At 54.3% G+C, this 19,385-nt stretch carries 15 protein-coding genes; 12 read left to right on the top strand and 3 right to left on the bottom strand.

Translation table 11 applies throughout. The features are described from left to right. Window positions 1-122: 122 nt before the first annotated feature. From secA2 to KNO58_RS02895, 6 genes are all read left to right on the top strand, one after another. Window positions 123-2,492 carry an accessory Sec system translocase SecA2 gene (gene secA2, locus KNO58_RS02870; RefSeq protein WP_214751781.1) on the top strand — a complete coding sequence of 790 codons (2,370 nt, stop codon included), beginning with the start codon at window positions 123-125 and terminating at the stop codon, window positions 2,490-2,492. Between the two features lies 1 nt (window position 2,493). Continuing rightward, a complete protein-coding gene (locus tag KNO58_RS02875) occupies window positions 2,494-3,315 on the top strand; it encodes an SLAP domain-containing protein (protein ID WP_214751782.1) in 822 nt (273 codons plus the stop codon). Window positions 3,316-3,607: 292 nt separating this feature from the next. Continuing rightward, the gene (locus tag KNO58_RS02880; RefSeq protein WP_214751783.1) at window positions 3,608-6,364 is read left to right on the top strand and encodes a bifunctional 2',3'-cyclic-nucleotide 2'-phosphodiesterase/3'-nucleotidase; all 2,757 of its coding nucleotides are present in this window, start codon (window positions 3,608-3,610) and stop codon (window positions 6,362-6,364) included. A 210-nt stretch (window positions 6,365-6,574) separates the two neighbouring features. After that, window positions 6,575-8,017 (top strand): carbon starvation CstA family protein, encoded by a 1,443-nt coding sequence (locus tag KNO58_RS02885; RefSeq protein ID WP_214751784.1) that lies wholly within the window; start codon window positions 6,575-6,577, stop codon window positions 8,015-8,017. Between the two features lie 95 nt (window positions 8,018-8,112). After that, window positions 8,113-8,784, top strand: coding sequence for a PAQR family membrane homeostasis protein TrhA (trhA, locus tag KNO58_RS02890; RefSeq protein WP_214751785.1), 672 nt, complete (start codon window positions 8,113-8,115; stop codon window positions 8,782-8,784). Window positions 8,785-8,941: 157 nt separating this feature from the next. Then, window positions 8,942-9,859 carry a proline dehydrogenase family protein gene (locus KNO58_RS02895; RefSeq protein WP_214751786.1) on the top strand — a complete coding sequence of 306 codons (918 nt, stop codon included), beginning with the start codon at window positions 8,942-8,944 and terminating at the stop codon, window positions 9,857-9,859. A 15-nt stretch (window positions 9,860-9,874) separates the two neighbouring features. On the opposite strand, the gene KNO58_RS02900 is transcribed toward KNO58_RS02895, so the two are convergent. The 3 genes from KNO58_RS02900 to KNO58_RS02910 form a co-directional block, all read right to left on the bottom strand. Next, complete coding sequence (locus KNO58_RS02900; protein WP_214751787.1) at window positions 9,875-10,444, bottom strand: YcxB family protein; 570 nt, start codon at window positions 10,442-10,444, stop codon at window positions 9,875-9,877. Between the two features lie 83 nt (window positions 10,445-10,527). Continuing rightward, window positions 10,528-10,974 carry a hypothetical protein gene (locus tag KNO58_RS02905; protein WP_214751788.1) on the bottom strand — a complete coding sequence of 149 codons (447 nt, stop codon included), beginning with the start codon at window positions 10,972-10,974 and terminating at the stop codon, window positions 10,528-10,530. A 240-nt stretch (window positions 10,975-11,214) separates the two neighbouring features. Then, window positions 11,215-12,117: an SDR family oxidoreductase gene (locus KNO58_RS02910; protein ID WP_214751789.1), complete on the bottom strand. Its 903-nt coding sequence runs from the start codon at window positions 12,115-12,117 to the stop codon at window positions 11,215-11,217. A gap of 213 nt (window positions 12,118-12,330) precedes the next feature. On the opposite strand from KNO58_RS02910, the gene KNO58_RS02915 reads away from it, so the two are divergent. The 6 genes from KNO58_RS02915 (at window position 12,331) to gcvH (ending at window position 19,379) form a co-directional block, all read left to right on the top strand. Further along, window positions 12,331-14,742: a 3-hydroxyacyl-CoA dehydrogenase/enoyl-CoA hydratase family protein gene (locus tag KNO58_RS02915; RefSeq protein ID WP_214751790.1), complete on the top strand. Its 2,412-nt coding sequence runs from the start codon at window positions 12,331-12,333 to the stop codon at window positions 14,740-14,742. Between the two features lie 19 nt (window positions 14,743-14,761). Further along, entirely contained in the window at window positions 14,762-15,934 is a 1,173-nt protein-coding gene (locus tag KNO58_RS02920) for an acetyl-CoA C-acetyltransferase (protein WP_021065484.1), read from the top strand. Window positions 15,935-15,947: 13 nt separating this feature from the next. Continuing rightward, window positions 15,948-17,732: an acyl-CoA dehydrogenase family protein gene (locus KNO58_RS02925; protein ID WP_214751791.1), complete on the top strand. Its 1,785-nt coding sequence runs from the start codon at window positions 15,948-15,950 to the stop codon at window positions 17,730-17,732. 87 nt (window positions 17,733-17,819) lie between these two features. Then, window positions 17,820-18,548 (top strand): hypothetical protein, encoded by a 729-nt coding sequence (locus KNO58_RS02930; protein WP_251026027.1) that lies wholly within the window; start codon window positions 17,820-17,822, stop codon window positions 18,546-18,548. A 45-nt stretch (window positions 18,549-18,593) separates the two neighbouring features. Further along, on the top strand, window positions 18,594-18,956 hold the full coding sequence (locus tag KNO58_RS02935; protein ID WP_214751792.1) for an arsenate reductase family protein: 363 nt from the start codon (window positions 18,594-18,596) through the stop codon (window positions 18,954-18,956). A 39-nt stretch (window positions 18,957-18,995) separates the two neighbouring features. Then, window positions 18,996-19,379, top strand: a complete 384-nt coding sequence (gcvH, locus tag KNO58_RS02940; RefSeq protein WP_021065488.1) for a glycine cleavage system protein GcvH — start codon at window positions 18,996-18,998, stop codon at window positions 19,377-19,379. Window positions 19,380-19,385: the final 6 nt, after the last annotated feature.

Consider the following 19,385-nt stretch of genomic DNA (forward strand, 5'->3'; position numbering starts at 1 on the left):
GATGAATGGTGAAATTCCAACTTTTTGGGATTTACCGAAATAATAAAGCGAGACGGAAACAAAATCCGGTATAATGAGAGGGTAGCTAGACAAATATGGTTTCGGACGATGGAGGCTATCCTGTGATTGATTTTGTGAAGCAATTGACCAATGATCAGGCACGACGATTGAAAACCTATAAGAAACAAGTCGAACGCATCAACGCGTACGAGGAGACGATGCAAGCGTTAGACGATGCAGCGCTTCGCCAGTACGCGCTCGAACTGAAACAGCGGCTCACGGACGGTGCGGACGTCCGCGCCATCACGGAAGAAGGGTTCGCCCTCGTTCGCGAGGCATCCGTCCGGACGATCGGGCTCCGTCATTATGACGTCCAGCTCATCGGCGGCCTCGCCCTGCTCGAAGGGAACATCGCCGAGATGCCGACCGGGGAAGGGAAGACGCTCGTCGCGGCATTGCCGGCGTTCGTCAAAGCACTCGAAGGGAAGGGCGTCCACGTCATCACGGTGAACGATTATTTGGCGCAACGTGACGCCGAGCAGATCGGGAAGATTCATACGTTCCTCGGGCTCACGGTCGGGTTGAACGTGCCGGAAATGGAGCTCGCTGACAAACAAGCGGCGTATGCGGCCGACATTACATACGGGGTCGGGACCGAGTTCGGGTTTGACTATCTGCGGGACCACTTGGTCGGCTCACCGCAAGAACGCGTGCAACGTCCGTTCCATTTCGCCTTGCTCGATGAAGTCGACAGCGTCTTGATTGACGAGGCGAAGACACCGCTCATCATCGCCCAGAAGGACGAGTCGCACGTCCGCCTGAAGCGGCTCGCCCAAACCGTGTTCGGTCAATTGACGGAAGACGACTATACGGTCGACCTCGAGGCGCGCGCCGTCATGTTCTCGGACAAGGGTATCGAGAAGATTGAAGCGTTGTTCTCGGTCGACAACTTGTTCTCTGCCGAGCACCACGTCCTCTATCACTACATGATGCAGGCGCTCCGGGCGAACGTATTGTTCGAGCGAGACGTCGACTATATCGTCCAAGAAGGCAAAATCGAGTTAATCGACTTGTTCACGGGCCGGGTCATGGAAGGGCGTAGCCTGTCGGAAGGCCTCCATCAGGCGCTCGAGGCGAAAGAACAGCTCGACATCACCGAAGAGAACAAGACGACGGCCGAGATCACGATTCAACACTACTTCCGGATGTACCCGCTCCTCGGTGGCATGACCGGGACAGCCCAGACGTCACGCGAAGAGTTCATGAAGACGTATCAAATGGACGTCGTCCAAGTGCCGACGAACCGGCCGCGTCTGCGGGAAGATTTGCCGGACCGCGTCTTTGACACGATTGTCCACAAGTATGCGGCGGTCGGACAAGAAGTGGCGGCCATCCACGCGACGGGACAACCGATTTTGATTGGGACGACCTCAATCGCTCAATCCGAAGCGGTGAGCGAACAGCTCGAGCGACAAGGCATCAAGCATGAACTGTTGAATGCGAAGACGGTCGCCCAAGAGGCCGAGATTATCGCCGAGGCGGGACGGCTCGGACACGTGACGATTGCGACGAACATGGCCGGACGCGGGACCGACATCGTCTTAGACGAGACGGCGCGCGAACGCGGCGGCTTGTATGTCATCGGAACGGAACGACACGAGTCGCTCCGCGTCGACAATCAGCTGCGCGGACGGTCGGGACGCCAAGGCGACCCGGGCATGTCACGTTTCTTCGTCTCACTCGAGGACGACCTCGTCAAACGGTATGCCGCCGAGCGGTTGAAACGTGTCGAACACAAACTGAAGCCAGACGAACATGGAGAGATTCGCCATAAGGAAGCCGGCGACATCATTGAATACGCCCAGACGACGATCGAAGGCGTCGGCGTCTCGGTCCGCGACTACATGTTCAAGCTCGACGACGTTTTGAACGAACAACGTCGCATCATCTACTCGATTCGCGACGAGGCGGTCGACGCCAACGCGACGGCCATCATGAACAACGTGCTCGCGATGATGCGCCTCGCGCTCGAAGAGACGCTCGACCGTCATATCGACGCGGAGCTCGTCCCGGAAGAGTGGGCGAAAGACGCGCTCATCGAGGACTATATGTATTTGACGCAACAGGCGCCGACGTGGGACGACGAGGTCGGGGACAAAGACGAGTTGAAACGAGCGTTCGCACCATGGATTGACGGCATCGTCGAGACGGCGAAGCAGCGCATCGAGGGCTATCCGGAAGTCATCGCCTTCGCGCGGCAACAACTGCTCAGCCATCTCGATATCCGCTGGACGAATCATCTGACGACAATGAACGCCTTGAAAGAAGGCATCGGGCTCCGCAGCTACGGCCAGGAAGACCCGAGCCGTCAGTTCGGCAAAGAAGGGCTCGAGATTTTCCAAGAGACGTATCTCGATATCGCCCGCGACGTGACGATTCAGCTGTGCCAGTTAGACCTATACTTTGCGCAACGGGAAGAGGAGGGGCTGTGACATGTTCGGACTGTTGAAACGAAAGAAAGTCGAGACGATCATCCGCCAAGACGACGAGCGGACGCTCCGCCTCGTGTTCGATGAAGGGATGGACATCTCGAAAGAAGATGAGTACGTGTTCCGTTATCATGCGACAACGTTGCCACCGCTCGCGGACAACCAGTTGTCGATCGAACTGCTCAGTGCGACGAAGAACCCGGGCGGTCTGTCCGTGGTCGCCTTGTTCCGCAACACGGTCGCGACCGTGTTCTCGCTCGACGAGATTCCCGTGCTCTTGTTGAACGAACGGCGTGAACCGCTCGGCCAGAAGATGCTAAGCCGGATGGACTTGCCGTCGTTCGAGGCGATGACGAGCAAGCCCGTCTACCTCGACTTTTTCGAAGAGGAACTGTTCACCGATGTCGACGACCTCGATACCGAGTCGATTCAGCTCGCCTTCCAAATGAACCCGACGGCGCCGCTCCAAGATGTGACCGACGCCGAACGGGATGCGTTCCCGGACGTGGCATGGCATCGCCTGAAACGGATGAATATCCTCAGCCGCCCGGTCGCCGAAGGCCAGTTCGACTTGCTGCTCGTCCATCTCGACGTGACCGACACGGAGATCGGCGCCTCGCTTCTTGTCCGGAACGGCTATGCCGAGCAAGCGCTCCAAATCCCGCGTCTTCCGCTCGAGTTGATGCAGCGAGACGAGGTCATCGGCCGAGCCGATGCCGTGCTCGCCGAACCGATTTTACCGAAACATGACTATCCGCTCCACGTCCGCTTCCCACGGCCGGAAGGCGAGAGCGACGGAACGATCTCGATTCGCATCCGTTCGTGACGATATGACCATCCCTGATACGCGTCGGGGATGGTTTTTTTAGGTCTAACGGACTGCTCGTGCGAGGTCTAGCCTCTGAACAAGTTCGGTCGAAAAATCGCTTAACGCGAAGTCGTCTGTTCGGTCTAATCATACGGATTCGGACCTTTTCCATGTTCTCGGAAAGTCGTCTAGGACCAGACCTTTCTTTACCAATTTTTTAAGGAAATAGGACATAGGCTTCATTAAAATGGAGAGGCCGCTATGGTATATTTAGTCCGCAATGCACACCACATGAATGGGGAGAAAAATCATGTCTAAATTTACGAAGATGGCCATTGCTACGTCGCTCATCGTCCCAACACTCATCCCGCTCCAACACGCGGCAGCGGAAGACGAGGACGTCGTCAAACTGCGCTTCTTGGAGACGACCGACCTACATACAAACATCACGAACTACGATTACTTTCAGGACAAAATCGATAACACGATCGGGTTGACGAAAGTCGCGACGTTGATTCAGCAACATCGCATGGACGCCGGCAAACCGAACACGTTCCTGTTCGATAACGGGGATACGCTTCAAGGGACGCCGTTCGGGGATTACGTCCGCGAACAGCATCAGAAAGCACCAGGCGCGTTCGAGCATCCGATGTATGAAGCGATGTCGGCACTCGATTTCGATGCGGTCACACTCGGGAACCACGAGTTCAACTTTGGGCTCCAGTTCTTGTATGACGCGATGCAAGGGTCGAAAGGCAAGCTTCGCTTCGTCAACTCGAACGTGAAGGACTTGTCGGGTGAGCCAATCGTCTCGAAATATAACGAGGACGGACAAGAAGTCCAAATCATCGAACGCCAAGTCGTCGACGGGGACGGCGAGACACATACGATTAAAGTCGGTGTGTTCGGGGTCGTGCCGCCGAAAATCATGTCGTGGGACTCAGGGAACCTCCAAGGCAAGGTGACGGCAGATGATATGGTACCGGCAGCAAAAGCGGCCGTCGCCAAATTGAAAGAGCAAGGCGCAGACGTCGTCGTCGCGCTCGCGCACTCAGGTATCGGGGAAAGTGCGACACTCGCGGATGAGCAATCAGACGGGGAAGAGAACGTCGGCTACACGCTCACGAAAATCGAAGGGCTCGACATGGTCATGACAGGTCACCAGCACGGTCGTTTCCCTGACGCGAAAGGGATGTTCACCACGTTCCCGAACGTGAACATGGAGAAAGGCACGATCAACGGCAAGCCGGTCGTCATGGCGAACAACCAAGGGAAAGACCTCGGTGTCATCGACCTCGACCTCGAGCTCGTCGATGGCAAATGGCAAGTGCTCGATGCGAACGCGAAACTCGATACGGTCACGGCGGACACACCGGTCGACCCGACAATCGCCTCGCTCATCGATGCGGACCATAAAGCGACGATTGAATACATCAACCGTCCGGTCGGTGAGATTCAAGACGACATCCAAAGCTACTTCGCGCTCGTCCGTGACGACGCGTCGGTCCAGTTCGTGACGAACGCACAGAAATGGTACGTCGAGAAAGAACTCGCGACGAACCCGGAGCTCGCGGCATATAAGGAGCTCCCGCTCCTCTCGGCCGGGGCTCCGTTCAAAGCCGGGAACCGTAACTTGACGGACGCCAGCTATTACACGAACATCCCGAAAGGCTCAATCGCATTGAAGAACGTGGCCGACCTGTACGTCTTCCCGAACACGCTCGAAGTCGTCAAAGTGACGGGTGCGGACGTGATGGATTGGCTCGAGATGTCAGCCGGGGCGTACAAACAAGTCTCGGACACGAACGATGAGTTGCTCAACTTGGAGTTCCGCAGCTACAACTTCGATATCCTCGACGGCCTCACGTATGAGATTGACGTGACCGGTCCTGCCAAGTTCGATGCAGGCGGGAAACTGATTGAGGCAAACAAAGATGCAAACCGCATCAAGAACGTGAAGTATAACGGCAAGCCAATCACGCTCGATCAAGAGTTCCTCGTCGCGACGAACAACTACCGCGCCGGCTCGACATCGTTCCCAGGACTCGGTGGCGGGAAGAACATCGTCTATCGTTCGGCGTATGAGACACGGAACGTCATTTCGGACTATATCGTCTCAGGCAAGCTCGAATACAAAGCGGACGACAACTGGAAGATCGTCGCCGACGCGAAGCGGGCAGCCAAGTTCGAGACGGCCGACGCCGGCAAACAGTATGTCGACTTGTATGAAGGTATCGAAGCGACCGAGACGACACGTCCGGACGCAGCGGATCGTCTGTTCCGCACGTACACGATCGAACTCGATCAAGTAGTTGAGGAAGAGGAAGTTGTGCTCACGCTTACAGTGAATACAATCAAGCCAGGCGCGAAAGCCGTGACGGGTACGACGACACCGAACGCGAACGTCACGTTGAAAGACGGCGCGAAAGTGCTCGCGACAGCGAAAGCGGACGAAGCCGGGAAGTACACACTCGTGACGAAACCGCTCAAACTTCGTCAATCACTCACCATCGTCTCTGAACTCGATGGCGCGACCGTGACAGAAACGAAAGTTGTTGGAGCTGGCTTCGTCGGCACGCCGGTGCTCGCCTCGAAGTTGACGTACGCCAACACGAACGTCATTTCAGGAAAAGCGACACCGGAGACAAAGTTGACGCTCAAGCGTGACAGCAAGACGATCGCCTATGCGACGGCTGACAAGAACGGATCGTTCGAATTCACGAAACGGGCCGGCTTCATCTATGGCGACTATGAAGTGATTGCCAAAGACGTGACGGGAACGGTCGTCAAAGCGAAGGCGTTCACGCTCAAGAAAACGACCATCGCGACACCGAAGAACACGAAAGGCGTGAAAGCCGGCACGAAGGCGCTCATCGGGACAACGACACCGGGAGCCCTCGTCGTCTTGAAAGACGCGAAAGGCAAACAAGTCGCCAAAGTGAAAGCGAGCTGGGCCGGTACGTATACATTCACATTCAAAAAAGGTCTCGCCAAAGGTAGCTACGCGGTCATCGCGAGCGACTACACTGGCGCAGGGGCGAAGCAAGCGAAGTTCGCCTTGAAATAAGCGATGCAACCGAGACGGCGCCCCATATGGGCGCCGTTTTTTCGTGCTCGAAAAAGTGTCAAAAAAGTGAACGAAACCCCTTACAAAATTTTGGGAACTGCTGTATAATCAGTCACGTAAGCGTTTACATTATACGTGTAAAACAACGGGATTCATTTTTTTCGGGGCCGACGGGGATTGGCTACATATGCACAAAAGGGGACAGCACACATGATTACATTCTTTATTGCCTTGGCGATTTTATTCGTCGGGTACAAAGTGTACGGCAGCTACGTCGAGAAGACGTTCGGCATCAAGGAAGAACGGACGACGCCTGCCTATGCATCACAGGACGGCATCGATTACGTGCCGATGGGGAAAAAACGGAACTCGATGATTCAACTGTTGAACATCGCCGGTGTCGGACCGATTTTCGGACCGATCATGGGGGCGCTCTACGGACCGGTCGCGTTCCTCTGGATCGTCTTCGGGTCAATCTTCGCTGGAGCGGTACACGACTATTTGACGGGGATGATCTCGCTTCGCAACAACGGGGCGCACTTGCCGCAACTCGCTGAGAAGTTTCTCGGCCGCTCGCTCCGCCACGTCGTCAACGGGTTCGCACTCTTACTCTTGCTCTTGGTCGGGACGGTATTCGTCACGTCACCGAGTAACATGATCAACAACTTGTTCGACGGCAACGCGACGACGCTCACGATCGTCATCTTCGCCGTGTTCGCGTATTACATCTTGGCGACGCTGCTTCCGGTCGACAAAATCATCGGGCGCATCTATCCGTTCTTCGGGGCACTCCTCATGATCAGTGCCGTCGGGATCGCCGTCAGCCTGTTCGCACAAGGTTACAAGATTCCAGAGATGACACTCACAAACATGCATCCGGACGGCTTGCCGATTTGGCCGCTCCTCTTCTTCACCATTTCATGTGGGGCGTTGTCTGGGTTCCACGCCACACAGTCGCCAATCATCTCGCGGACGACGATGAAAGAAAGCAACGGCCGTGAAATCTTCTACGGCATGATGATCGTCGAAGCGGTCATCGCCATGATTTGGGCGGGGGCAGCCATGGCCATCTTTGAGCCAGGCGAATTGCTCGGATTGATTCAAACGGGTACACCGGCACTCGTCGTTCAAGAAGTGGCGACGCTCATGCTTGGCAGTATCGGCGGTACACTCGCCATTCTCGGCGTCATCGTCTTGCCGATCACGTCAGGCGACACGGCGTTCCGTAGCGCGCGGATGATTATTGCCGACTACATGAGCATCGCGCAGAAGAAATTCTCGTCACGCCTTTGGATTGCACTTCCGTTGTTCGCAATCTCATACGTGCTCACGAACATGGACTTCCAGATGCTCTGGCAATACTTCAACTGGGCCAACCAGACGACGGCGGTCATCGCCTTGTTCGTCGGGGCGATGTACTTGTACATCAAAGGGCGCAACCACTATATCGCGCTCATCCCAGGGACGTTCATGTTGTACGCCGTATGGTTCTACATTTTGACGGCACCAATCGGCTTTAAGATGAACGGGGTCATCCCGTACGTCATCGCTACAATTGGTACGGTCACGTTACTCGTCTTGTTCCACATGCGCGCCAAAGCGATGCGGGCACAAAATATGGAATGTGACGTTCCAGTGAAGGAAGTCGCATAATGCACAGACATGGGTCGCTTCGGCCCATGTTTTTGTTTGCGTTGAAACCGGGAAATGACCATACTAGAGGAATAAATAGGGAAGGCGGGACGTGAATGGATCAAGAGAAGTTAAAAGACATGCTCCATGCGGATACGCTTGGAGAAGAGATTGCGAGCGCCATCACCCATGGGCTTGGCATCATCTTCAGCATCGTCGCGCTCGTACTGCTTGTCATGACGGCAACGGAGACGGGCAGCACCGGCAACGTCATCGCGGTGAGCGTGTTCGGGGCATCAATGATTTTACTGTACCTGTTCTCGACACTCATGCATGCGATTCCTCATCCGCGGGCGAAGCGTGTACTGCAAGTGTTCGATCACGCCGGGATTTACTTACTCATTGCCGGGAGTTATACGCCGTTCGCGCTCGTGTCGCTTAAAGGGACGCTCGGTTGGACGTTGTTCGGGATTGTCTGGGGCGTCGCGATATTAGGGATCGTCTGGAAACTGTTCTCGACGGGGAAATATATGTGGGTGTCGAACGTGACGTATCTCGGCCTCGGTTGGATTTGTCTCATCGCCATCCGCCCCCTGTACGAGTCGCTCGGTCATAACGGTTTCATGTTGCTCTTGGCCGGCGGGATCGCCTATTCGGTCGGGATCATCTTCTACGTATGGCAGAAGCTGCCGTTCAACCATGCGATTTGGCACCTGTTCGTTCTAGCGGGAAGCGTGTTCGTTTTCCTCAGTATCTTGCTTTACGTGGCGCCGAATACGGGCCTTTGAAACGGACGTCCTGCGGGGCGTCTGTTTTTTCTGAATAGAGGGAAATGAAATCCTGAAACCGATTACAAAATTACAGACGAATTGACGTTTGTATGTCATAATAATTTCAGACATCGTCATAGAGATAGATGGGTGGAAACGTAAGGGGGAAAATCAGATGGAAAAAGTGTTGCGCGATGGATTTATCTATATGTCTCAAAACAAAACACTCAACAGTTTGGCTAAAAAATACGGGCTTCGGTTCGGGGCTTCGCGCTTTGTGGCGGGGGAAGATTTTAAGACGTCGGTACCGACGATTCGCGAGTTGAACGCGAAAGGGTTATCGGTCACGGTCGACCATCTAGGAGAGTTCATCACGACGGTCGCAGAAGCGAACGAGAACCGCGATGAAATCATCCGGGCGATTGAAATCATGGCAGAAGAGAAGCTCGACGCCTATATGTCACTCAAACTGACGTCACTCGGATTCGACATCTCGGATGATTTGATTGAAGACAACATGCGTCAAATCTTGACAGCGGCTCAAGCGGTCGGTGTGTTCGTCGCCATCGATATGGAAGACGAGACGCGCTGCGAGAAGACGCTCGACTTGTTCAAGAAGTTGAAAGCCGACTTTGACGGACTCGGGACGGTCATCCAGTCGTACTTGTACCGCTCGGAAGATGACATCAATCATCTCGCACCGCTCAAGCCGAACCTTCGTATCGTCAAAGGGGCATATAAAGAGCCGGCGACGGTCGCATTCCCCGAAAAGGAAGACGTCGACCACAACTACTTGAAGCTCGTCAAACTCCATCTTGCGAACGGGAACTACGCCTCTATCGCGACACATGACGACCATATGATCGATGCAATCATCGAGCATGTGAAACTGAACAACATCCCACTCGACCAGTTCGAGTTCCAAATGCTGTACGGCATCCGGGTCGAGCGTCAACTCGAGCTCGTCCGCCAAGGTTACAAAGTCCGCGTCTACGTGCCATACGGCCGTGACTGGTACGGTTACTTTATGCGCCGCCTTGCGGAACGTCCGGCGAACGTCGCGTTCGTGTTAAAAGGAATGGTCAAGAAATGAAACAAGCACACGAGTTCAATGTGAACTCGTGTGCTTTTCTGTGTTCATATGTTTGTCGAGGATCCGCTCGATTTCACTCTGTTCGACTGCTGTGACCCCATCTTTCACTTTCGGGATGATCAACGCCTCATCTTCTTCATAATAGAGGAAGCGGTGCGTCTCGTTCTCGTTCACTTTGAGAATAGACGTCCAAGGGACTTGAGTCGTTCGATTAATTTTGCCACGAACGACATGCATCTCGACGTGCGTATCAGAAAGTTGAAGCGTGATATCTGTTGGCCAGGCACTGTCTTTATTAACTAGACGAAATTGCCGAAGGACGAATGGTGCATATAAATCTTTAAGGAGGGGTCTGAGCAACAGCGCGAACAAAATACCTACACCGATTACAGTGAGTAAAAATAAAACGATTGACTCGGACCGGGGTAGAATAAAGGTTGTCGTGAAATATCCGAGTAGGAATGCGGGGATACTCATGACAGTCAACCATATTTTACGGCTCTTCTTATGTTGATTTGAATGGGAAATCATGTCCTGTTGAAATGATAGAACATCTTCAAGCGTCATTTTATATGCGGTGATCATTTAAGGTACTCCTTTCTGATTAAATCATATACGTGTACGTTCAGAAACATCGGACCATGTCTGTCTTCAGATCACATAGAAAATCAGAGTGTGATATTTAAGTGTTTTTGTAACAGGTCATTAATCTTAATTTGTTCCGTCTCGCTCAGCATATGGTGTTGCTTCGGGACAACAATCGTATCTCTTGCTTCCACATATAGATAATGATTTTTCTCATCGCCACTTACTCGTTCAATCGCTTCCCATGCGACTTGAAGCCGTTTATTCACATTGTTGTGAAGCGAGTTGCGCTCGATCCCGTGCTCATTGATGTACAAGGTGATGTCACGTGGCCATTTCGTCTCTTGTTTCAGTAGATAGCGGAATTGCCAAAGTGTGATGTTTACATACGCTTTTTTTAAGAAGGGAAACAATAGAAACGCTAGGAACAAACTTGAACCGATGGCGAGTCCGAGGAACAGAGGGGCAGAAATCGTTTGAGGTAACAAAAGAAGTGCGAGCAAGAATCCCCATGACACCGTAAGCAACATCAATATAATCGTGATGTGCCTCGCTCTTCTTTTATGGTAATCGGAATTTTCGATGAAGTTTTTTTGTACGGCGAAAAAATCATCTTTTGTTAAGTGAAAATGAATCATCAAACGTGAGCTCCTGTCTGTCGTATATTGGTCTAAGTGACCGGACGAATTCCTGCAGATAAAGCTAACATAGGATGGATGAATTTCCCAACAAAAAGGCCCAGTGACTGAACACTGGGCCTTTTGACAAGTTTATCCGTTTACGACCGTCCCACCATTGACGTGCATGACTTGACCGCTGACGTACGTCGAGTCGTCACTTGCGAGATACACGTAAGCCGGTGCGAGTTCCGCCGGCTGACCCGGACGTTTCATCTCGGCTGAGTCACCGAACGAGGCGACTTTGTCTGCCGGGAACGTCGAAGGAATGAGCGGTGTCCAAATTGGGCCTGGTGCGACACCGTTGACGCGAATCTTCTTCTCGGCAAGGTTGCTCGCGAGCGCACGCGTGAACGATGTGATTGCACCTTTCGTCGACGAGTAATCGATCAACTGGTCGTTTCCTTGATACGCTGTGATGGACGTCGTATTGATGATGCTCGCGCCTTCGTTCAAATATGGAAGGGCGGCTTTCGTCAAATAGAACATGCTGAAGATGTTCGTGCGGAACGTCTGCTCGAGTTGCTCATCCGAGATGTCGAGGAGCGACTCTTGTGGATGTTGCTCGGCGGCATTATTGACGAGGATATCCAAGTGGCCGAACGTCTCGAGCGTCTGTTTGACGACATCTTGGCAGAAGTCCGAATCGCCGATGTCTCCTTGCAACAAGAGGCAGGCCTGCCCGAGTTCCTCGATGCGCTCTTTCGTCGCCTCGGCGTCCTCGAGCTCGTTTTGATCTTTATAGACGATGACCGTGTTCGCGCCTTCGTGGGCGAAGAAGATGGCGACCGATTTCCCGATTCCCGAGTCGCCGCCTGTGATGATGGCCACTTTGTCTTTCAGTTTGTCGCTTCCTTTATATCCTTCACGCTCATAGATCGGGAACGGCTCCATCTTCGAGTCGATTCCCGGTTGATGGGCCTGCTCTTGGCCGTCCTTTTTGAACGACTCAAAATCGTGTCGGTTCCCCACTGTGTTTAAACGATTCTCACTCATGTATACATTCCCCTTTCTCAAATTGACTCTTTCTGTCTATACCACACTCATCAAAATGTAATCGTCCTGAGCGAAATTGGAACGAATTTGAAAAATGAACGCTTGCGAATGAATTGTCATTCATTTATGATAGAAGAGTAAACACGATGGTGATTGCGATTTTTTTTACGCTTGAAATGAATCACTATTCATTCTCATTGAGGGGGGAACAATATGACGAGTCACATCGAACAATCAGCCGACCTCCGTTTGACGAGTAACATCCGTTTTGCGGTCGTCATCGGTTCAGGAGTAATGGGGGCGGGGATTGCGGCTCACTTGGCGAACGCGGGGATTCGTTCGCTCATGCTCGACATCGTACCACGTGAATTGACGTCGAAAGAAGAAGCGAAAGGGCTCACGCTCGAGTCACCAGAAGTGCGGAACCGCATCGCTTCCGAGAACCGTCAGAAGCTATTGAAACAGAACCCGGCACCGCTCGCGACAGCGGATCATTTGAACTTCATCGACGTGGGGAACTTAGAAGATGATCTCGAGCGCTTGAAGGAAGCGGACTGGGTCATCGAGGTCGTCGTCGAACGGCTCGACGTGAAACAACAGCTGTTCGAGAAAATCGCTCCTTACATCCGTGAAGACGCGATTCTCAGCTCGAACACGTCAGGCATCTCGATCGAGGCGATGGCGAGCGTATTGCCGGAAGGCTTGAAGACACGTTTCCTCGGGACACACTTCTTCAACCCGCCACGTTATTTGAAACTGCTCGAACTCATCCCGACGGAGCAGACGGCACGCCCGGTCATCGACTTCATGGCCCGCTTCGCGGAGGACCGTCTCGGGAAAGGCGTCGTCGAAGCGAAAGACACACCGAACTTCATCGGTAACCGCATCGGTACGTACGGACTCCTCGTCACGTTCGAAGAGATGCTCAAACAGAACGCCTCGATCGGCGAGATGGACTCGATCACCGGACCGCTCATCGGCCGGCCAAAATCGGCGACATTCCGTACGCTCGACGTCGTCGGCATCGACACGTTCGTCCACGTCGCCGGAAACGTCTATGAGACGCTCGACGCAGGTGAAGAGAAGGACACGTTCGACGTCCCGACTGAAATGAAGACGCTCGTCGAGAAGGGCTGGATCGGCCAGAAGGCCGGACAAGGCTTCTATAAGAAGGACGGCAGAGTCATCCAGGAGCTCAACCTTCACACGTTCGAGTACGAACAATTGAAAGCGATTACAGGTCCAGAGCTCGACCAAATCAAATCGCTCCCGGGCTCGAAGGCGAAGTTGAAAGGCGCCATCTTGAACAAAGGACGCATCGGACAACTGCTCTGGCCGGTCACGGCGAAGACGCTCGTCTACTCGGCGCGTCTCACAGGCGAAATCAGTGACTCAATCGTCGCCATCGATGACGCGATGAAGTGGGGCTTCGGCTGGAAGTTCGGACCGTTCGAGACGTGGGACGCACTCGGCGTCGAGAAATCGGTCGCCCGTATGAAAGCGGAAGGGTATGACGTCCCGGCGTGGATCGACGAGATGCTCGCTGCCGGACACACGACATTCTATAAGGGAGACCAGTATTACGACCAAGCGTCACAGACGTACGTTGAGAAGACCGTCAACCCGAAAGAAGTGAAACTCGCACCGCTCGCCAAATCGAACGGAATCGTGCTCGAGAACGGCGGGGCCCGCCTCATCGACATCGGTGACGACGTCGTCGCCCTTGAGTTCACGTCACCGAACAATGCGATTGGTGTCGACATTATGCAGATGATTGAACAGTCAATCGACCTCGTCGAGACCGACTTCAAAGGACTCGTCCTCGCCAACGACGGCAAGAACTTCTGTGTCGGCGCCAACCTGGCGATGATGCTCATGGAAGCGGAAGACGAGAACTGGTACGAGCTCGACTGGATCATCAACAAGTTCCAACAAGTCGTCCAGAAGATTCGCTACGCAGGTCGCCCGGTCGTCGTCGCGCCTTACGGCATGACGCTCGGCGGCGGGACAGAAATCAGCTTGCCGGCCGCACGCATGCAGGCGGCGCTTGAGACATACATGGGTCTCGTTGAAGTCGGTGTCGGCCTCATCCCAGGTGGGGGGGGGAACGTCAACACGTACCGTCGACTCCTCGAGCAAACGCCGAAGTCGATGCAAAACATCGAGAAAGCGGCGCAACAGACGTTCGAGAATATCGCCATGGCGAAAGTATCGAAGTCGGCCTATGACGCGAAAGCGCTCGGCTATCACCGCCCGGTCGACGACATCTCGATGAACCGCGACCACTTGACGTTCGATGCGAAACAGACGGTACTCGGTCTCGCTGACGGCTATACGGCACCGGTTCGTGAGAAGTTGCCGGTCGTCGGTCAAACGGGGAAAGCGACGCTCGAACTCGCAGCGTACGAGATGTTCTACGGTGGCTATATCTCTGAACACGATTTGAAGATTGCGAAAAAACTTGCCCACGTTATCAGTGGCGGCGATTTGGCATACGGCACGATGGTCGACGAGCAGTACTTCCTCGACATCGAGCGCGAGGCGTTCCTAAGCCTCATCGGGGAACCGAAATCGCAGCAACGGATGCAACATATGCTCGTCAAAGGCAAGCCACTTCGGAACTGACAAAAGGGGGACTTAACAGATGAGAGAAGCAGTCATCGTGGCCGGCGCACGAACGCCGGTCGGAAAAGCAAAACGCGGTTCGTTCCGAAACGTTCGCTCGGACGAACTCGCGGGTCATGCGATTAAAGCGACGCTCGAGCGGTCAGGCTACACGGGACCAATCGACGACGTCATCATGGGATGCGCCATGCCGGAAGCGGAGCAAGGGATGAACATCGCCCGCTACGCGGCCGTCCGGGGCGGCTTGTCCCACGAAGTACCGGCCATCACGATCAACCGTTATTGCTCGTCAGGCTTGCAAGCCATCGCCGACGCGGCAGCGAAAATCATGATTGGCCAAGCGACGGCGGTCATCGCCGGTGGTATGGAATCGATGAGTCTCGTCCCGATGGGCGGACACGTCATCCGTCCGAACCCGACGATCATGGAGACGGCGCCGGAATACTATATGAGCATGGGGCACACGGCAGAACGTGTCGCGGCCGAATATAACATCTCGCGTGAAGACCAAGACTTGTTCGCGATTGACAGCCACCAAAAAGCGGCGGCAGCGATTGCGGGCGGCAAGTTTGAAGAAGAAATCGTCCCGGTCACGGTCGTCGAGCAAGTGCTCGGCGAAGACGGGAAAGTCGCGGAACGTGAATTCGTCGTCAAACATGACGAAGGCGTCCGTGCCGACTCGACGCTCGAGGCGCTCGGTAAGTTGCGCCCGGCGTTCAAAATCAAAGGCTCAGTGACGGCGGGGAACGCGTCACAAGTGTCAGACGGCGCGGCGGCCGTGCTCGTCATGGAGCGCGAAGAAGCAGAACGTCAAGGCTTGAAACCGATGGCGAAGTTCCTCTCGTTCGCGGTCGGCGGTGTCCGTCCGGAAGTGATGGGCATCGGACCAGTCGTTGCCATCCCGAAAGCACTCGAGATGGCCGGCGTGAAGCTCGAAGAAGTCGGATTGTTCGAATTGAACGAGGCGTTCGCGAGCCAATCGCTCGGCGTCATCCGTGAACTCGGCATCGACCCATCGAAAGTGAACGTCAACGGCGGCGCGATCGCCCTCGGACATCCGCTCGGTTGCACGGGCGCGAAACTCGCGGTCTCGATTTTGCATGAGATGAAACGACGCAATGAAAAGTATGGGGTTGTGACGATGTGCATCGGTGGCGGTATGGGTGCTGCTGGCGTCTTCGAATTACTATAAGGGGGAATTGACAATGGAACGTACAGAACACGAATTGATTAAAGGCGGTAGCTTCGTCATCGACGCACTCGACGCGGATCGTTTGTTCACACCGGAAGACTTCTCAGATGAGCACAAGATGATCGGCGACACGACGGCGAGCTTCGTCGACGACCGTGTCATGCCTGTCCTTGGACGCATCGAGAAACACGAGTTCGATCTCTCGGTCGAACTGTTGAAAGAAGCGGGCGAGCTCGGCCTCCTCGGCGCGGACGTGCCAGAAGAGTACGGCGGTTATCAGCTCGATAAAATCTCGTCATCGATCATCACGGAACGGTTCGCCAAAGCGCGTTCATTCGCCCTCAGCTACGGCGCCCACGTCGGCATCGGGACGCTCCCGATCGTCTTCTTCGGGACAGAAGAGCAAAAGCATAAGTATTTGCCGAAGCTCGCGACTGGTGAATGGATCGCCGCATACGCGCTCACAGAGCCAGGCTCAGGGTCGGACGCGCTCGGTGCGAAAGCGACGGCCGTCTTGAACGAGGCCGGCACGCACTACGTCTTGAACGGGGAAAAACAATGGATCACGAACGCCGGTTTCGCGAACGTGTTCGTCGTCTACGCGAAAATCGACGGCGACAAGTTCAGCGCCTTCATCGTCGAGCGTGACTTCAACGGTGTCTCGACAGGCGCCGAAGAACAGAAGATGGGCATCAAAGGCTCATCGACACGGACGCTCATCTTAGAAGACGTCGAAGTCCCGGTCGACAACCTCCTCGGAGAAATCGGCAAAGGCCACGTCATCGCCTTCAACATCTTGAACGTCGGTCGTTATAAACTTGCGGTCGGTGCGGTCGGTTCGTCGAAACGTGCGTTCGATCTCTCGGTCCAGTACGCGAACGAACGCAAACAGTTCAAGACACCGATTAGTCAGTTCCCGCTCATCCAAGAGAAACTCGCGACGATGGCTGCGAACATCTATGCGATGGAGAGCTCGGTTTACCGGACAGGCGGTCTGTTCCAAGACAGCCTCGACGCGCTAGGCGACGACAACATGCGTGACGGTTCGAAGGTTGCCCAAGCCATCGCCGAATACGCGATTGAATGTTCACTCAACAAAGTGTTCGCCTCGGAGACGTTCGACTACGTCGTCGACGAAGCGGTCCAAATCCACGGCGGCTACGGCTTCATGACTGAATATGAAGTCGAGAACTTGTACCGTGACTCACGCATCAACCGCATCTTCGAAGGAACGAATGAAATCAACCGCTTGATCGTACCGAGCACGCTCCTCAAGAAAGCGATGAAAGGCGACTTGCCGCTCCTCGCCGAAGCACAGAAGCTCCAAAAAGAGCTCATGAGCTACATGCCACAAGAACTTGACGGGTCGCCGCTCGCACGTGAGAAGATGCTTCTGTCGAACATGAAGAAAATCAACTTGATGATTGCCGGAACGGCCGTCCAGAAATATCAGCAGGCCCTCCAGAACGAGCAAGAGATTCTCGCGAAGATTGCCGACATCATCAGCGCCATCTACGCGCTTGAAGCGGCCATCGCACGGACGGAGAAAGCCATCGCCCGTACCGGCGCTGAGAAGAACCAGCAGAAAGTCCGCTATACCGAAATCTTCGCCGAGCAAGTGTTCAAGCAAGTCGAACTCATGGCGAAAGAAGTGTTGTATGCGGCCGCATCGGGCGACGAGCAGCGCATGCTCTTGTCGGCGATGAAGAAGTTCAGCCGCTATCAGCCAATCAACGTCATCGGCACGAAGCGCGAAGTCGCAGCGAGCCTCATCAAAGCGAACAAGTTCATCGTCTAAGCAAACGAAAGAAAGGGTGGCCGGACGCGGTCGGCCCTTTCTTTTTGATGTCTGCGGACGATACAATGGACGAAGGAGGGGATACATATGAGACGAGATGATTTGTTAGAACGGATGGATGCGATTGGCCGCTCGGTCGCCGAGCAGGAAGGTACGCTCATGCTGCTCGCACTCGGTTCGATTGGACTCGAGATGGAGCGCCTCGACGACTATTCGGACCTCGATTTCTTTTTGATCGTCGAGGACGGGCATAAGGCCCGTTTTATCGACAAGTTGGATTGGCTCGCGGTCGAGCCGTTGGCGTACCAGTTCCAAAACACGGAAGACGGGCACAAGGTCATGTATGCGGACGGCATTTACGCCGAGTTTGCCGTGTTCGAGGTCGTAGAGATGCCTGGCATTGCCTATACGCCGGGACGTGTCGTCTGGCAGCGTGACGAGGCGCTCGACACGTTCGCGACGCCAAAGGTTGTCACACGCCCTTCAGACGCCGCACACCGCTACGAGGAGGCGCTGACGAACCTATACGTCGGACTGCTCCGAGAACGGCGCGGCGAACAGCTCGCCGGCTTCGAACTGATTCAAGTCGCGGCTGTCAATAATGTATTGATCGCCTACGGGGAGACGAGCGACCCGTTCAATCCGACGCGACGGGTCGAAGGGACGCATCCAGAGCTCATCGCACGTCTTGAGGAGTGGCTCCCTGGATACGGAAAATCGGTCGAGGCGGCCGCAGCGATCCTCCGCCACATCGAGGCGCACCATCCGGTCAATCCGACGCTCAAGCGAGAGATTGTGCGCTTGCTTGAAGCGTGAACCGACGAATCGCAATATGCTACAGTAACAGGAGAGGTGATGAACATGGTGACACTATATGGCTATCCGCCATGCAGTACGTGTAAAAAAGCAGAGAAGTGGTTGAAAGAGAACGGCGTCGACTATACATACGTCCATATCGTCGAGGCGACCCCGTCGCAAGACGAGTTGGCCGAGCTATGGAAACAGTCGGGCCTGCCGCTCAAAAAGTTCTTCAATACGAGCGGGCAAGTGTATCGGAACGAAGGTATTAAAGACAAGCTGCCACATCTATCAGAAGACGAACAACTCGAGCTTCTCGCGAGCAATGGTATGCTTTTGAAGCGCCCAATCGTGACAGATGGTCAAAAATCAACTGTCGGATTTTCAGAAAAGTCGTTTACAGACGTTTGGGGCGAAGTGCTATAATACTCGTGTGAGTCTAATTCATTTGAGGGGGAAGTTAAGATGAGCAAAGTACCTGCCAATCTACGTTATTCAAAAGAGCACGAATGGGTGGAAGTGAATGGAAGCGTGGCCCGCATCGGGATCACGGATTTCGCACAAAGCGAACTAGGGGATATCGTCTTTGTCGAACTTCCTGAAGTCGGTGGCACGATTTTACTCGACGAGCCATTCGGCTCAGTTGAATCGGTCAAGACGGTTTCGGAGCTTTATGCACCGATCTCTGGAAAAATCACAGCGGTGAACGAATCACTTGCCGATTCACCAGAACTCGTCAACGAAGCACCGTTCGAAGGCGCTTGGATGATCGAAGTCGAGTTGAACGACGCGTCGGACGTCGACAAGCTCATGTCAGCCGAAGAATACGAAGCGATGATTCAAGGCTAAACAAAA

The sequence above is a fragment of the Exiguobacterium sp. J17977 genome (genome assembly GCF_018616375.1).
GTDB classification, from domain to species: Bacteria; Bacillota; Bacilli; order Exiguobacteriales; family Exiguobacteriaceae; genus Exiguobacterium; species Exiguobacterium mexicanum.

Coding starts and splice junctions, on each gene's coding strand:
- KNO58_RS02875 (WP_214751782.1), top strand. CDS start 2,494: ATGTTCGGACTGTTGAAACGAAAGAAAGTCGAGACGATCATCCGCCAA.
- KNO58_RS02880 (WP_214751783.1), top strand. CDS start 3,608: ATGTCTAAATTTACGAAGATGGCCATTGCTACGTCGCTCATCGTCCCA.
- KNO58_RS02885 (WP_214751784.1), top strand. CDS start 6,575: ATGATTACATTCTTTATTGCCTTGGCGATTTTATTCGTCGGGTACAAA.
- trhA (WP_214751785.1), top strand. CDS start 8,113: ATGGATCAAGAGAAGTTAAAAGACATGCTCCATGCGGATACGCTTGGA.
- KNO58_RS02895 (WP_214751786.1), top strand. CDS start 8,942: ATGGAAAAAGTGTTGCGCGATGGATTTATCTATATGTCTCAAAACAAA.
- KNO58_RS02900 (WP_214751787.1), bottom strand. CDS start 10,444: ATGATCACCGCATATAAAATGACGCTTGAAGATGTTCTATCATTTCAA.
- KNO58_RS02905 (WP_214751788.1), bottom strand. CDS start 10,974: ATGTTGCTTACGGTGTCATGGGGATTCTTGCTCGCACTTCTTTTGTTA.
- KNO58_RS02910 (WP_214751789.1), bottom strand. CDS start 12,117: ATGAGTGAGAATCGTTTAAACACAGTGGGGAACCGACACGATTTTGAG.
- KNO58_RS02915 (WP_214751790.1), top strand. CDS start 12,331: ATGACGAGTCACATCGAACAATCAGCCGACCTCCGTTTGACGAGTAAC.
- KNO58_RS02920 (WP_021065484.1), top strand. CDS start 14,762: ATGAGAGAAGCAGTCATCGTGGCCGGCGCACGAACGCCGGTCGGAAAA.
- KNO58_RS02925 (WP_214751791.1), top strand. CDS start 15,948: ATGGAACGTACAGAACACGAATTGATTAAAGGCGGTAGCTTCGTCATC.
- KNO58_RS02930 (WP_251026027.1), top strand. CDS start 17,820: ATGAGACGAGATGATTTGTTAGAACGGATGGATGCGATTGGCCGCTCG.
- KNO58_RS02935 (WP_214751792.1), top strand. CDS start 18,594: ATGGTGACACTATATGGCTATCCGCCATGCAGTACGTGTAAAAAAGCA.
- gcvH (WP_021065488.1), top strand. CDS start 18,996: ATGAGCAAAGTACCTGCCAATCTACGTTATTCAAAAGAGCACGAATGG.